This window comes from Flavobacterium sp. AC105, assembly GCF_979258495.1.
Window position 1 is genome coordinate 4232044 of record NZ_OZ409860.1, and the last position, 14480, is coordinate 4246523.

Below are 14480 nucleotides of genomic sequence, written 5' to 3' on the forward strand. Positions count from 1 at the left end.
GCCCCTTTCAAGAAACTGGGGCTTAAATTTCCCATCTGTCGAATGCTTACCGGCTAAATGTGGTCATTGATAAATTATTAGCAATAAATGAATCTTAGGACAAGAAATTATTAATTAAGTTAAAATAATATATTAAAATTGTCTAAATTTGGGATGTGAAATTCTGCCTGACATTCTTATCATTAATTGTACTGATTCTCTCAACAGTACCTTGTTCTGCATCTTCTAAGCATTCAAAATGTGATATCGAGAAAAATTGCAAAAATGATTCCCATGACTGCGGGAATGAGTGTAATGGAAAATGCTCTCCCTTTTATTCCTGTGGCAGCTGTATCGGCTTTACAATTACTCAAAATTCTATAATAATTTCTGAGAAACCAGGATTTACAATAAATGAAATCGTACAGCCCATCTTCTATGACAAGTTTGTCGATTCTTACTTCATTTGTAAAATCTGGCAGCCTCCTAAAATATCTTAATATTTAAAATAGTTCTACTTTCATGATTTCAATATCATGAGCCTATTTATGTATTAATATTAAGAAATTATAAATGTTTAAATATATTTTATTGATTGTGGCAATAACAACTATTGGCACAGCACAGGCACAGAATAACGTTAAAATTCTCATTAAAGATGCCGAAACCAATCAGCCCCTTAAAGGAATAACGGCTAAACTTGAGCAAACAAATTTATCAGCTTTATCCAACGCAGAAGGGCTTATCGTTTTTGAAAATCTTCAGCAGGGAGTTTATAATGTTTCTTTTTCTTTGGAAGGTTATAAATCGCACATGGCATCTTTTACAATACCTTTTACAGGTGAACTTTTAGAAATTTCATTAGAGAGCGAGGCCGAAGAGATGGATGAAATTATTGTCACTTCTACCAGGGGTACGCGAACTATAAGCAATATTCCTACCCGAGTGGAATTTATAGCAGGAGAAGAACTGGAAGAAAAAGCCAACATGAAACCAGGGGATATCAGAATGATGCTTAATGAAAGTACCGGTATACAAACCCAGCAGACCTCTGCCACTTCCGGAAACTCTTCTATCCGGATTCAGGGATTAGACGGCAGGTACACTCAAATATTAAAAGATGGTTTTCCTGTTTATTCCGGGGCTTCCAGCGGACTGGGATTACTTCAGACACCTCCACTGGATTTAAAACAAGTGGAGATCATTAAAGGATCTGCCTCTACCCTATATGGCGGGGGAGCAATTGCAGGTCTGGTGAATTTAGTCTCTAAAACACCAACAGAAGAAAGAGAGCTTCGATTTTTATTAAATGGAACCTCTGCCTTTGGCTTGAATATCAATGGGTTTTATTCACAAAGATTCAATAAAATTGGATTGACCGTATTTGCCTCACATGACCGCAATGCGCCCTATGATCCAGCCGATATAAAACTTACAGCTATTCCAAAATTTGAACGTTTTAATTTCAACCCAAAATTGTTTGTTTATTTTAACGATAACACAAAACTGAATTTCGGCGTAAATACAGTTTTCGAAAATCGTATTGGCGGAAACATTGATTATATTAAAGATCAAAGCAATTACCCTGATAGTTATTTTGAAAAAAATAAGACACAGCGAATCAGCACTCAATTTACCCTTACACATAAATTAAGCGAAAAAGAATCGCTAACATTCAAAAATAGTTTCAATAATTTTAGCCGTGTTATCACTATTCCTGATTATGCTTTTGATGGGCTTCAAAACAGTACTTTTTCAGAAATTACATATGCCCGCAATGGCGAAATATCCGAATGGGTTACCGGAGCCAATTTATACACTGATAAATTTACAGAAAATAGTGCTACTGCTTTCCCTTTAAGAGATTACAATCAAATCACATATGGGGCTTTTGTACAAAATACAGTTAAAGCCAAAGAATGGCTGGACATTGAAACCGGTCTGCGAGGTGACTACGTTATTGATTACGGGTTTTCACTCCTGCCCAGAATTTCGGCTTTATTTAAAATCAATCCTAAGCTTACCTCAAGACTCGGCGGTGGATTGGGTTATAAGACGCCAACTATATTTACAGAAGAAAGTGAGCGTATTGAGTACCAAAATGTATTACCTATTAATAGTGATTTTAATAAACTTGAAAAAAGCTATGGTGTGAATTTTGACGTGAATTACAAAACCAATATTACCGAAGATATATCTTTATCATTCAATCAGTTATTCTTTTATACGAATGTGGATAATCCCCTGATCTTGACTTCGCTCCCAAATAATATTTATCAGTTTGTTAATGTTGAAGGCTTTTTAGATACCAAGGGAGCTGAAACAAATATAAAATTAGGATATAAGGATTTTAAACTATTCCTGGGTTATACGTATACTGATGCCTCAATAAATAATAGTGGCATTAAATCTGAGAATCCTTTGACTGCAAAGCATCGCTTAAATAATGTTTTGATGTATGAAGTGGAAGATAAATGGAAGGCTGGTTTAGAGGCATATTACTACAGTGCTCAAAAATTAAATGACGGAACAACCGGAAGGGAATATTGGATTTTCGGTTTTATGGTTGAAAAATTATGGGAGAATTTTTCCCTGTATGCCAATTTTGAAAACTTTACCGATACCAGACAAACGAAATTTGGAAGTATTTATACCGGACCAATTTCAAATCCTGTTTTCAAAGATATTTATGCTCCGTTGGATGGTTTTGTCGTAAATGCAGGGATTAAAATAAAAATATAGATATTTACTCGAATATAAAAAAGCCTGTAGAAATATTTCTACAGGCTTTTTTTCATTTATATTACCAAATAAAATTATTCTTTTGATGCTTCTTTTTTAATCATTCCCATTCCACATTTAGAACAATTACCAGGTTTGTCTGAGATCTGACCATCCATTGGACAGACATATCTGGTTACCAATTCACTTCTTGGCTGACTTCCTTTTGTCGCATGAGTATCCTTTTTTTCGGTTACTTTTGTCATATTCATGCCACATTTTGAACACTTACCGGATTGATCAGAAGTCTCTCCATCCATTGGGCAGATATATTGATCCACTTTTTTAGTCATTGGCTGACTCCCTTTTGTTTGATGAGTATCTACTACTTTGGTTGTTTTTATCAATTGCATCGCACACTTAGAACATTTACCTTCTTTGTCTGAAATAGAACCATCCATTGGACAAACATATTGGATCACGTTTTTAGTCATTGGCTGACTGCCTTTGGTCTGATGGGTATCGATTTTCTTTGTTATTTTAACCATCTCCATCGAACAAATAGGGCATTTTGCGGAATTTACATCACTCTGTTCAGGATGAGAAGGGCAAACATAAATTGTTTTTGCCAGTTCTTTTTCAGTAACCTTTTGTGCTGATACTGTAGTTCCCATTATTAAAAATAGGTTTACAATTATTATTAGTGTTTTCATTTTATTTTTATTTAAATATTATTATTTTGTCTCTATTATTTTTAGAAACTTATATTAGTTTGCTTTTTTAAATATTGATGCAGTAGTCCTATTGTTCTTTAAATATTTTGGCTCTTTTAAATACAATTAACATCAGCCATCAATTCTTGTCACACTTTCTTTGTAAACTAACCAATCAAGTTCCTTGAGATTAGTTTTGTCATCATCAATAGCATCCGGAATATTTTTAATCTGCAAAATCGATTGATCACCATTATATCAATTTTATGGATAAAATAAGAGTCAAAAAAACTTTTTGAAATCAATATTCTATAAGATTTTTGATTCAAATGATTCATTTTAGATCAGGATCTAACAGTTGTAGAATAAAAACAGGAATTATATTGATTGTAAAGAAAATGTGATGATGAGCTTCTACTGCTCACGAGATTTGACACACCTATGGCTGTCAATTTTTTTATTAGCCTATTTTAGGTATAAGCCAAAGAGAAGAGAAACCAGATGAAATATTGCTATTATAACTATGAATTTTCTGTTTTCCACTAGAAATATCGTAATTATCAATCTTTAAAGCAGAACCAAAAATTGCCCAGAAATTGCCACAAGCTATAGTACAAATACACGTATTTTTACATTTTCCGGTGCAAGGGTTCTGATTTTTATTGTGGGAATGATTATTTACATTACAACATTCTTTTTTTTCTGATTTCGATAACTTTTCCATCTTAAAAGAGTAATTCTCTGATTTATTTTCACATGCAAAAGCACGACCTGGCATCAGGAAGAAACCAAGTAATAAAATTGCTAATAAATGAAATAATTTCATGTTTTTTAAAATAGATTATCAAGCAAAATTAATCAAATTACATTCATTAATTCTCAATAGAAAGTTAAATTGATAATATTTGGCTTATGCTATAATCCTTACTTCATAATTATTTTATTGGCTTGCTTTTCATTCACTTTTAAGAAAAATAACAAATACCGTAACGTTACATATTACAATAAAACATAGAAATAATTTTGAATTAAAATTTAATATCGTAATATTGCAATATAAATATAAAACAATGGGAGCTACAAAAACAGATTACTTTACAGACAGTCAAAACGAACTTGCGGTTTTAGCTAAGGCTTTGGGGCATCCTGCCCGTATTGCTATTATGGAATATTTATTAAAAGTTGATACCTGTATCTGTGGGGATATCGTCAATGAACTGCCGCTATCCCAGCCTACAGTATCACAGCATCTTAAGGAACTTAAAAATGCCGGGCTTATAAAAGGAAGCATTGAGGGCAACTCTATCTGCTACTGCATTAATGAGCCGGGACTGGAGAAAATAAAAGGATTTTTCGAACATATCACCGCTCATCTGGAAAAAAAGAGAAACGAGTGCTGTTAAATTAATTGCTATGGAAATCAGAAATTTATTAGCTAGTGACTGGGAAGAGATCAGATTAATCTACGAAAAAGGCATAAATACCGGTGATGCTACTTTTCAGACCACTACTCCTTCATGGAAAGATTGGGATGCATCACATCTTTCTTCCTGCAGAATTGTTGCAGAAAAAGATGGGCAGCTAATAGGCTGGGCAGCACTAACACCGGTCTCTTCAAGATGTGTCTATGCAGGGGTAGCCGAAGTCAGCGTATATATTGATCCTGAATGGTCAGGTAAAGGAATCGGTCTTACACTTTTAAATCAGCTTGTTCATTTAAGTGAGGATGAAGGTCTTTGGACACTTCAGGCTGGTATATTTCCGGAAAATAAAGCAAGCCTGCGTATCCATGAAAAAGCCGGATTCAGGATTTTAGGCATTCGCGAAAAGATCGGGAAGCAAAATGGAATCTGGAGAGACACCGTTCTTCTGGAGAGAAGAAGCAGATTGATTAATTAAATATTACTTATAAATATAATACCTGCAAGAATAACTTAAATAGAGTTATTGCTACTGCTGCAAAATATTATAAATTTTAAAAACATACATTATGAAACTCTCAGAAATTAAAGAAGTATTAAAAACAGTTGAAGCTGTAAATTTTGAATTGCCAAACGGAAATTTTGTTCCGGAATATTTTCATGTAACAGAAGTGGGCCTGATTACTAAAAACTTCATTGATTGTGGTGGAACAGTAAGAAAAGAAACTGTTGTAAACTTTCAGCTTTGGGATGCTAATGATTATGAGCACAGGCTGAAACCGCAAAAACTGATTCATATCATTGAGCTTTCAGAAAAGGTTTTGGGGATTGAAGACCATGAAATTGAAGTGGAATACCAGGATACCACAATTGGTAAATATGATCTTGAATTTAATAGCAAAAACTTTATTCTGCTAAATAAACAGACTGCATGTTTAGCTCAGGAACAATGCGGAATCCCTTCAGATAAATCAAAAGTAAAATTATCACAGCTCAATGCGGATAGTGCAAATTCATGTGCACCCGGATCAGGCTGCTGCTAATTTTTAATGACAATTAAACATCTATTATAAATACCAGACAAAAACTATGTTATTTACTGAAATACAAAATACCACGAGCTCATTTGATTTTAAGAAGATCTCAGAAGAGCGTAAAACGATCCTGCAGCCATTAGTGGATTATATTCAAAATAAATTCGACAACAAACTGCCGATCAGGCTTAATTTGATCTGTACACATAATTCCAGAAGAAGTCACTTGTCCCAAGTCTGGGCGCAGACTGCTGCTGCACATTATAATATACAGAATGTTTCCTGTTATTCAGGAGGAACAGAAGCTACTGCCCTATTCCCAATGGTAGCCGAAACCCTGCAGCGCACTGGATTTAAAATTAAAACTATTTCCGAAGGTCAGAATCCTGTGTACTCAATAAAATTTTCAGCAAATGAACTGCCCGTTATTGGTTTTTCTAAAACCTATGATGATGATTTTAATCCTGAGAGTGAATTTGTTGCTATCATGACGTGTTCACAAGCTGATGGAGGCTGTCCTTTTATTGCAGGTGCCGAAAAGCGCATACCGATTACTTTTGAAGACCCAAAAGCCTCGGACGGCACTCCACAGCAGAAGGAAGTTTATCAGGAGCGAAGCCTGCAGATTGGGACTGAAATGTTTTATGTATTCTCACAAATCAAACAATAAAAATGTCAGCAAATAACTGTGCGCCTGCCGCAGGACGCAAAAAATTAGGCTTTTTGGATCGGTTTTTAACCCTCTGGATTTTCCTGGCTATGGCACTAGGTGTAGCAATAGGATATTTTATTCCATCCAGTGGTAATTTTATCAACTCTTTTTCCAGCGGGACAACCAATATTCCTTTGGCTATTGGGCTTATTCTTATGATGTACCCGCCGCTTGCAAAAGTGAAATATGAGCAGATGGGACAGGTTTTCAGGAACACAAAAATTCTGGGGGCCTCTCTTTTTCTAAACTGGATTGTTGGGCCTATTTTAATGTTTTCCCTGGCCCTGCTTTTTTTAAATGGCTATCCTGAGTATATGATAGGTGTCATTCTGATAGGTTTGGCCCGTTGTATTGCAATGGTTGTGGTTTGGAATGACCTTGCAGATGGAAACAGGGAATATGCGGCCGGCCTTATTGCACTTAACAGTATTTTTCAGGTCCTGCTTTACAGTGTATATGCTTATATCTTCATAACTGTTCTTCCTCCCTACTTTGGTTATAATGGATTTGAAGTTAACATCAGTATTGGCCAGATTGCTAAGAGTGTTGGTATATATTTAGGAATTCCTTTTGCCCTTGGGATCATAAGCCGTTGTGTGCTTATTGCAATAAAAGGTTCTGAGTGGTTTGAAACTAAATATGTACCCTTTATTTCCCCTGTTACACTTATTTCGCTGCTTTTTACAATCATAGTGATGTTTAGCCTTAAAGGGGAACTTATTGTCCAGATTCCTATGGATGTTGTTCGTATCGCAGTTCCATTGGTAATATACTTTACCATCATGTTTATCATCAGCTTCTTTGTTGGAAAATATTTTGGTGCTGACTATTCGAAAGCAACTGCAATAGCTTTTACCGCCACTGGAAACAATTTCGAACTTGCAATTGCAGTGGCAATTGGTGTATTTGGAATAAACAGCGGTCAGGCATTCGCAGGAGTTATCGGACCTCTGGTAGAAGTACCGGCTCTTATTGCACTTGTGAATGTCGCTTTCTGGTTTAGAAAGAAGTATTATTTAAAAACAGCATAGTTTCCAATACTAATTTCCAAAAGATGAGAATTGCAGTACTATCGGATATACATGCCAATTTTCCGGCGCTCGAACAAACCTTAAAAAGTATTGAGCAGCAGAATATTGATGCTGTTTAATGCCTGGGAGATCTGGTTGGTTACAATCTGTGTCCTAATGCCGTGATCAATGAAATTCGCAAAAAACATATTCCAACGCTGGCTGGAAATCATGATGTTAAAGCTGTAGAAATACATAATGAAGGTTCTAATGACCTTGATAGTTATGCCTATCAAATAGTGGGCAAAGAGCAGATTAAATATCTTTCTGCTCTTCCTGCCCATATTAAACTGGAATTTCAGACAGCCGATAAACTAATCAAGATCCTGATGGTACACGGCAGTCCATACAGCAATACCGAATATTTGCTTGAGGATAAAAAAGAAAAGATTTTACGGACATTTTCCTTGATTCGAAAGCAGATATCATTATCTGCGGACATTCACACAAGCCTTATCACAGAGTCTTGGAAAACCCGAATAAAAAAGGCAGTTATTTCCATGCAGTGAATGCAGGATCGGTAGGAAAGCCAAAGGACGGAAATCCCAGATGCTGTTATGCCGTATTAACTATTGACAAAGACAGTAATCTCTCAAAAAAAGAAGGTGTACAGGTTGAATTCATAAGAGTCGACTATGATATTGAAAAAGCCGCCCAGGCCATTGAAGAAAGTCCTCTTCCGAATGTTTACGCACTTATGCTTCGAAAAGCATATTAAAGTTTTACAAATTAAATACTCAATGTAAAGTTCCCTATTATTCTTTCATTAAAACATATTTATCTTAAAACGACTCCCAGAAACAAATCGGTAAAAGTATATAATTCGAAAGTCGCAATCAAAACCTCAAAAACTGATTTTTAAACGTACTAATCTCCAAAAGCAGAAACATTAAAAAAATATTTTTCTTTATTTAAGCATTTGCTTAAATAAGCAAATTAGCTATATTTGCACAATGGACAATAATTCCTGCATACGCCAACAGGCGGATATCAAACAGATAAACCGCTGTAAAGAAAGACTATCGGACCTAAACGGCTCCTTTGACTATTTATCAAACGGACTCGAATTAGCCGGAAATAATATTAGGCTTAGAATTCTATTTCTGCTGTATGAGGAAAAACGGCTCTGTGTCTGTGATATCAGTGATGTTCTCGCTATGGGCATATCAGCTGTATCCCAGCATTTAAGAAAATTAAAAGACAGGAAACTTATCCAAACCGAACGAGAAGCACAAACAATCTTTTACTCATTGACAAAGGAATATGAAAAAATGTTAAAACCATTTTTTCTAATACTTGATGAAAATAAAATTTTAGAAATTTTATGAAAATTGACAATAAATTAATTGGAGCGGGATTCATCAGTGCTATAGCGGCTTCACTGTGTTGCATTACACCGGTATTAGCCCTTATTGCCACAACAAGTGGACTTGCTTCTGTTTTTTCCTGGCTGGAACCATTCAGGCCATATACCGTTGGCCTTACCCTTTTAGTTCTTGCATATACCTGGTATCAAAAGTTAAAGCCTAAAAAACAAATTGAGTGCAATTGTGATACGGTAGAAAAACAAAAATTCATTCATTCAAAAATCTTTCTTGGGATTGCGACAGTAGTTATAGCTGTTATGCTTACATTTCCCTACTATTCGTCCATTTTTTATCCAAAGACAGATAAAAAAATCATAGTAGCGGAAAATTCAAATATCCAAAAAGCTGAATTTACAATAAAAGGCATGACTTGTGAAAGCTGCGAGGAACATGTCAATCACCAGGTAAATAAACTCAGGGGAATAATTGATTCCAAGGTCAGTTATCAAAATGGTAAGGCTACCGTAGAGTTTGACAAGACCTTATCTAATATCAGTGAAATTGAAAAAGCAATTAATACAACCGGATATACTGTAATCAATACAAAATCAAAATGAAAGTGATATTAGAATCAATAATAACTTGTCCAAAATGTGGCCACAGGAAAGAAGAAATAATGCCTACAGATTCTTGTCAATATTTTTATGAATGTGAAAGCTGCAAAAAAGTTCTCAAACCAAATGAGGGCGACTGCTGCGTATATTGCAGCTATGGAAGTATTGCCTGTCCTCCCATTCAACAGGATAAAAAATGCTGCTAATGCTATAAAATTAAACGAATTTGAACCTATAGCGGGAATAGCTACTAAACAATAATATTAAACCTAAAAATAATATTATTATAGAATTGACGATGATAAGCACTCCAATCAGGTTCCGGTAACAATCCTTGACACCCGATTAATTCAAGCCTCATAAAATTCCGACCACTTCTTTATCAAAGCGGGCTACTTTGGCGGTCAAAGTGCGCGCTTATTTTTGGGCATGATGCTGCAACTTTATTATTTTAGATATCTTCCATCCATCAGGACTAAAATATAAGGATGCGAATTCTGTAACAACACACCAGCAGGCTGTAACCACAACGAGTCAGGAAAGTACATCTTTGACCCTGCAGCGATGCCCATCCTTTTAAATAGTTTGCAGCACTATGTCTTTAAGAATAAGCCAAGAAAAAGCATTACAGGCCTTTAGATAACTTAAGTAAACATAAAATGGAAGATTATGTTTATGGACACCCCGCCTGATGTATTTTCTGTATTGGGCGGGTTTTTTCAGAATCCCCGGCCTTTAAGGGAAAAACACCAAACAGCACTGCAATAACAGGTACAGGTTAAGGGTGGATATAGGAAGAAATTCAGCAGACAGATTTGAAATCGACTTCAATATTGCATTATCTTTGCATAAATTTCAGAGCGTTAAAACATTCTAAATTTAGTTTGCAGTGTAATGAGCCTGTAGAATTTATTGCTGATCCAAGAGTATGAAAAAGTTCGAAATAAAAAAAATATCCGAGGACAGCTGGATGGTTTCCCATAATGAACAGCCAAGATTTACGTGTCATTTTGAAAATAAGAAATTCAATTACAGCCGAACCATAACAGGGCTTGCAAACCCCACAGGCGACCCGAAAGAAATCCAGCTGCTCCAGAAAATAGAAAAATGGCTTTCTGAGTACCATATAGAGAAAATAAATGGTTAACTTTTTTGACTTTTAGCCAATTAGGATAAGGTGTTTATCATTTTAATATTCATCATTTTTCACATAAAAAAAAACTTGCATGCCAGTTAACCTGACTGAAGATAAAACAATGTAAATATCTGCTTTACAAAGAATAAAATCGATATCTTCCTTTTTTAAGACAACAGCAAGAAAATTTTCCATTTCAAAGAATCTGCGGCTATTTTATTTAACTTTACTACTTAAACCTTTTTATGGTGTAGAGAGGCGGGTTGCCAAAAAATATAAAGGGACTGATTTTGCATTTTGACAACCGTAACCCTAAGGCGCTTTTAACATTTTTTTTTGAAAAAAACCAAGAAATAGCAGTAGATTTGTACTATTATTTTTATTACATGAATCGATTTCACCTCATAGTAATTGTTTTACTTGGCTTATTCCTAATGCCAACAAATACTTTTGCTTGTAAAAAAAATGATGTAAATCATTCTTGTAAAAAAGAAACTTCGAAACCTGACAATGATGATTGCTGCTCTAAAACGAATCATTCAGGCAGCAAAAATCATGACGGTTGTGGCGGAAAATGCGGGCATTCAATCTGTGGTTGTGCCTCAGTATGCAATGGAGGCATATCCTTTTTAAGCGAACTGGAATTCAAAAATAATACTTTGAGTCTTTTTTCTAAAAAACAAAAATTCTACAATTCAGAAACCTCAATTTTAACAGGTTTCTATTCTATTTGGCTTATACCTAAAATAAGCTAAACACCTTTTTTGATAGCCATACGTGTGTCAAAAAAGGAAGGCATTTGCTTTTCATTTATTTTAATTTTTCGCTTATATAGAATAATAGTCTATACAACTCGTATATACAATTATTTCTCATAAGGCTACATTCACTTCTAATACATTTTAAAATGAAATCAATTCAAAAAGGATTGATGGCAATCACAATATTGCTATCAGTCATAGTGTATGGCGCACCTATAAAAAATGCCAAAACCGTAAACACAAAAATTTATGGTAATTGTCTAATGTGTAAAACTGCTATTGAAAAAGCAGGAAACATCAAAAATATTGCTTTGGTAAACTGGGATGAAAACACCAAAATTGCGGCCATTACCTACGACCAGAAGAAAACAAATCAAGATGAGATCCTAAAACGAATTGCCTTAGCGGGATATGACAGTGAGCAATTCTTATCTCCTGCCGAAGCATATGCAAAACTTCCACAATGCTGCCAATATGAAAGAACAAATAAGATGGCTGTCCCAATGAAAGAATCAAAAATGGATATGGAGAAAATGGATCATTCCCAGCATACAACCGCAGTTCTTCCAGATGCACAGCAAGACAGTCCATTTAAAACAATTTTCGACAACTACTTTGAACTAAAAGATGCTTTAGTGAAAACAGATGCCAAGACTACTGCAATCAAATCTAAAGAGCTTCTTACTGCAATCAATGCTGTTAAAATGGACAACCTAAAACCTAAAGAACATACTGCATGGATGAATGTAATGAAAAGTTTAGCTACAGATGCAAAAAACATTTCTGAAACCCAGGATATTAAGAAACAAAGAGAATCCTTTAAAAGCTTATCTAAAAACACTTACGATCTTATAAAAACTACCAATCAGCCACAACCGGTTTATTATAATCATTGCCCAATGGTTGATGCGAATTGGCTGAGCAAAGAAAGTGGTATCAAGAATCCGTATTACGGTTCCCAGATGCTAAGCTGTGGATCAACTATAGAAACAATCAAATAATCCCAAATCAAAAATGAAAAATATAATTACAGGTACTTCAATCCTTGGAGCATTAATCTTAGGAACCCTATGGCTGTCTTCTTGCAGTAAATCAGATGATATGAATATGTCCGATCCAAAATTGAACATAAACTATCCTGCCGCATATGTGGTCAATGGTCAGGACGGCACAATTTCAGTAATCAAATTGGCAACCAATGAAGTTACAGAGACCGTCAGCCTTATGGGGACCGGAACTGATATGATCATGTGGCCTCACCACATTTCTTTACATTCTAATCACCTGGCCATTGGCGTGCCCGGAATGGACTTCTCTGCCGGTCATACTGCCGGCATGGAAGGAATGACAGGTAAGCTCCTAGTAATTGATGCCGTCAATGGAACAACTGTAAAAAACATTAACCTGCCAATGATGAACCATAACACGATCTACAGTCCAAATGGTTTAGAAATTTGGGTACCTCAAATGGACATGAATGGAAAAGTTCTGGTTTATGATGCATTAACATACACATTGAAAAATACCATTGCAGTGGGCATGATGCCTGCTGAGCTTACCTTTTCTTCTGACGGCACTAAGGCTTATGTCGCTAATGGAGATGATAATACTGTGTCAGTTATAAATACGACAACCAAACAAGTTACAGCCACTGTTGCTGTAGGGAACAACCCTGTGGGTGCTTGGACAGGAAGTGACGCCAGAATGTATGTTGATAATGAAGACGGGCAATCTATCTCGGTAATCAATGTGGCAACGGATGCTGTAGATCAAACCATTGATTTAGGATTTATGCCTGGAATAGCGTCTCACAATGGCAATAAGAAGGAACTTTGGGTAAGCGATCCTGTTAATGCAAAAGTACATTATTGGACTTGGGACCAGACTATGATGATGTGGATGCATGGAGGTGTATTTACTACTGGCACGGGTGCACATGCAATAACATTTACAGCAGATGGCAATACAGCATATGTGACCAATCAGACAGCCAATACAGTCTCTGTAGTTAACGTATCAAATCACACTGTCTCTAAAACTATTAATGTAGGCCGAAAACCCAATGGGTTGGTGCTAAAAATGTAAATCCTATCCTAAAAGGTATTCAAAATGCCAACTGGAAATTGAATTTGCACAATCAAAAAAAGAATAATTCGTATAACACTCAAATAAAACAATGTTGGACAAAACAACATTTATAAGAGATAAAAACTAAAAAAAATGAAAAAAATAATTTTCTCGACCCTTATAATGGCAATTGTACTTACAGCCTGTAATTCAAAAAATAAGGAAACTACAGCTCCTGAAGCTGCTTCTGGGACCGCTCAGAGTGATTCACAACTGTATGCCTGTTCCATGCATCCTGAAGTTACAGGAAAAAAAGGAGACAAATGTTCCAAATGCGGAATGGAACTCACCGAGCCAGTAAAGGAAACTACTGAAAAAAGCGCAGAGGTAAAAACAACTCAAGCTGCCGGGGCAACATTTTCTATAAACGAAATTGTGAGCAATTATCTGACTTTAAAAAATGCATTAACCAAAGATGATACAAAAGGAGCTGCAAATGCCGGACAAGCATTGTATGCAATTTTTAATAATGTAAATCCCAATTCAATAGATGCGAAATTAAAGACAGAATATCTTGATATTGCTGATGATGCTAAAGAACACGCAGAACATATTGGAGCTAACGGTGGAAATATCGAACACCAAAGAGAGCATTTTGCCATGTTAAGTAAAGACATGAATGATTTGATAAAATCTTTCAAATCAAAGCAAAAATTGTATCAAGATTTTTGCCCTATGTATGATGGTGGGAAAGGAGCTATTTGGATAAGCGAAACCAAGGAAATCAAGAATCCATATCAAGGAAAAAAAATGTTAACCTGTGGTTCTATCAAAAAAGAACTGTAAAACGGTTAACTACTTATAAATATATCGGGTTATTTACATAATGACCACTCAATGTTCCGGTGACTACTGATGTTCCGAATTTATTGAAATGGAAAAAATG

Annotated in this window: 19 protein-coding genes; 17 read left to right on the forward strand and 2 right to left on the reverse strand. The window is 35.4% G+C overall.

Features of this window, described 5'->3' with window-relative positions; all coding sequences use genetic code 11:
• The first annotated feature begins 552 nt into the window (after positions 1-552).
• Complete coding sequence (locus ACZ0AH_RS17455) at positions 553-2721, forward strand: TonB-dependent receptor (RefSeq protein WP_463477060.1); 2169 nt, start codon at positions 553-555, stop codon at positions 2719-2721.
• A 74-nt stretch (positions 2722-2795) separates the two neighbouring features.
• Here the strand turns inward: ACZ0AH_RS17455 and ACZ0AH_RS17460 are convergent, their stop codons facing one another.
• Together ACZ0AH_RS17460 and ACZ0AH_RS17465 are read right to left on the reverse strand one after the other, a co-directional pair.
• Positions 2796-3413 (reverse strand): heavy metal-binding domain-containing protein, encoded by a 618-nt coding sequence (locus ACZ0AH_RS17460; RefSeq protein WP_463477061.1) that lies wholly within the window; start codon positions 3411-3413, stop codon positions 2796-2798.
• Positions 3414-3873: 460 nt separating this feature from the next.
• Complete coding sequence (locus ACZ0AH_RS17465; protein ID WP_463477062.1) at positions 3874-4239, reverse strand: hypothetical protein; 366 nt, start codon at positions 4237-4239, stop codon at positions 3874-3876.
• 244 nt (positions 4240-4483) lie between these two features.
• Between ACZ0AH_RS17465 and ACZ0AH_RS17470 the strand changes: the two genes are divergently transcribed.
• The 16 genes from ACZ0AH_RS17470 to ACZ0AH_RS17545 all read left to right on the forward strand — a co-directional run bounded on the left by ACZ0AH_RS17470 (position 4484) and on the right by ACZ0AH_RS17545 (position 14380).
• A complete protein-coding gene (locus ACZ0AH_RS17470) occupies positions 4484-4816 on the forward strand; it encodes an ArsR/SmtB family transcription factor (RefSeq protein WP_463477063.1) in 333 nt (110 codons plus the stop codon).
• Positions 4817-4826: 10 nt separating this feature from the next.
• Entirely contained in the window at positions 4827-5312 is a 486-nt protein-coding gene (locus tag ACZ0AH_RS17475; RefSeq protein ID WP_463477064.1) for a GNAT family N-acetyltransferase, read from the forward strand.
• Positions 5313-5403: 91 nt separating this feature from the next.
• Positions 5404-5877: a DUF6428 family protein gene (locus ACZ0AH_RS17480; RefSeq protein ID WP_463477065.1), complete on the forward strand. Its 474-nt coding sequence runs from the start codon at positions 5404-5406 to the stop codon at positions 5875-5877.
• A gap of 46 nt (positions 5878-5923) precedes the next feature.
• A complete protein-coding gene (locus ACZ0AH_RS17485) occupies positions 5924-6538 on the forward strand; it encodes an arsenate-mycothiol transferase ArsC (protein ID WP_463477066.1) in 615 nt (204 codons plus the stop codon).
• A 2-nt stretch (positions 6539-6540) separates the two neighbouring features.
• Positions 6541-7611 (forward strand): ACR3 family arsenite efflux transporter, encoded by a 1071-nt coding sequence (gene arsB, locus ACZ0AH_RS17490; RefSeq protein WP_463477067.1) that lies wholly within the window; start codon positions 6541-6543, stop codon positions 7609-7611.
• A gap of 23 nt (positions 7612-7634) precedes the next feature.
• The gene (locus tag ACZ0AH_RS17495) at positions 7635-7730 is read left to right on the forward strand and encodes a metallophosphoesterase (RefSeq protein WP_463477068.1); all 96 of its coding nucleotides are present in this window, start codon (positions 7635-7637) and stop codon (positions 7728-7730) included.
• A gap of 42 nt (positions 7731-7772) precedes the next feature.
• Complete coding sequence (locus ACZ0AH_RS17500; protein ID WP_463477069.1) at positions 7773-8159, forward strand: hypothetical protein; 387 nt, start codon at positions 7773-7775, stop codon at positions 8157-8159.
• Positions 8117-8368, forward strand: a complete 252-nt coding sequence (locus ACZ0AH_RS17505) for a metallophosphoesterase family protein (RefSeq protein WP_463477070.1) — start codon at positions 8117-8119, stop codon at positions 8366-8368. The genes ACZ0AH_RS17500 and ACZ0AH_RS17505 overlap by 43 nt, the downstream gene beginning before the upstream one ends.
• Positions 8369-8603: 235 nt before the next feature.
• Positions 8604-8978 carry an ArsR/SmtB family transcription factor gene (locus ACZ0AH_RS17510; RefSeq protein WP_463477071.1) on the forward strand — a complete coding sequence of 125 codons (375 nt, stop codon included), beginning with the start codon at positions 8604-8606 and terminating at the stop codon, positions 8976-8978.
• On the forward strand, positions 8975-9574 hold the full coding sequence (merTP, locus tag ACZ0AH_RS17515) for a mercuric transport protein MerTP (protein WP_463477072.1): 600 nt from the start codon (positions 8975-8977) through the stop codon (positions 9572-9574). The genes ACZ0AH_RS17510 and merTP overlap by 4 nt, the downstream gene beginning before the upstream one ends.
• Positions 9571-9777 carry a GDCCVxC domain-containing (seleno)protein gene (locus ACZ0AH_RS17520; protein WP_463477073.1) on the forward strand — a complete coding sequence of 69 codons (207 nt, stop codon included), beginning with the start codon at positions 9571-9573 and terminating at the stop codon, positions 9775-9777. The genes merTP and ACZ0AH_RS17520 overlap by 4 nt, the downstream gene beginning before the upstream one ends.
• A 722-nt stretch (positions 9778-10499) precedes the next feature.
• Positions 10500-10718, forward strand: a complete 219-nt coding sequence (locus ACZ0AH_RS17525; RefSeq protein WP_463477074.1) for a hypothetical protein — start codon at positions 10500-10502, stop codon at positions 10716-10718.
• Positions 10719-11140: 422 nt separating this feature from the next.
• Entirely contained in the window at positions 11141-11461 is a 321-nt protein-coding gene (locus ACZ0AH_RS17530) for a hypothetical protein (protein WP_463477075.1), read from the forward strand.
• A 152-nt stretch (positions 11462-11613) separates the two neighbouring features.
• Positions 11614-12468, forward strand: coding sequence for a DUF3347 domain-containing protein (locus ACZ0AH_RS17535; protein WP_463477076.1), 855 nt, complete (start codon positions 11614-11616; stop codon positions 12466-12468).
• 13 nt (positions 12469-12481) lie between these two features.
• The gene (locus ACZ0AH_RS17540; RefSeq protein WP_463477077.1) at positions 12482-13552 is read left to right on the forward strand and encodes a hypothetical protein; all 1071 of its coding nucleotides are present in this window, start codon (positions 12482-12484) and stop codon (positions 13550-13552) included.
• Between the two features lie 135 nt (positions 13553-13687).
• Positions 13688-14380: a DUF3347 domain-containing protein gene (locus tag ACZ0AH_RS17545; protein WP_463477078.1), complete on the forward strand. Its 693-nt coding sequence runs from the start codon at positions 13688-13690 to the stop codon at positions 14378-14380.
• Positions 14381-14480 lie beyond the last annotated feature (100 nt).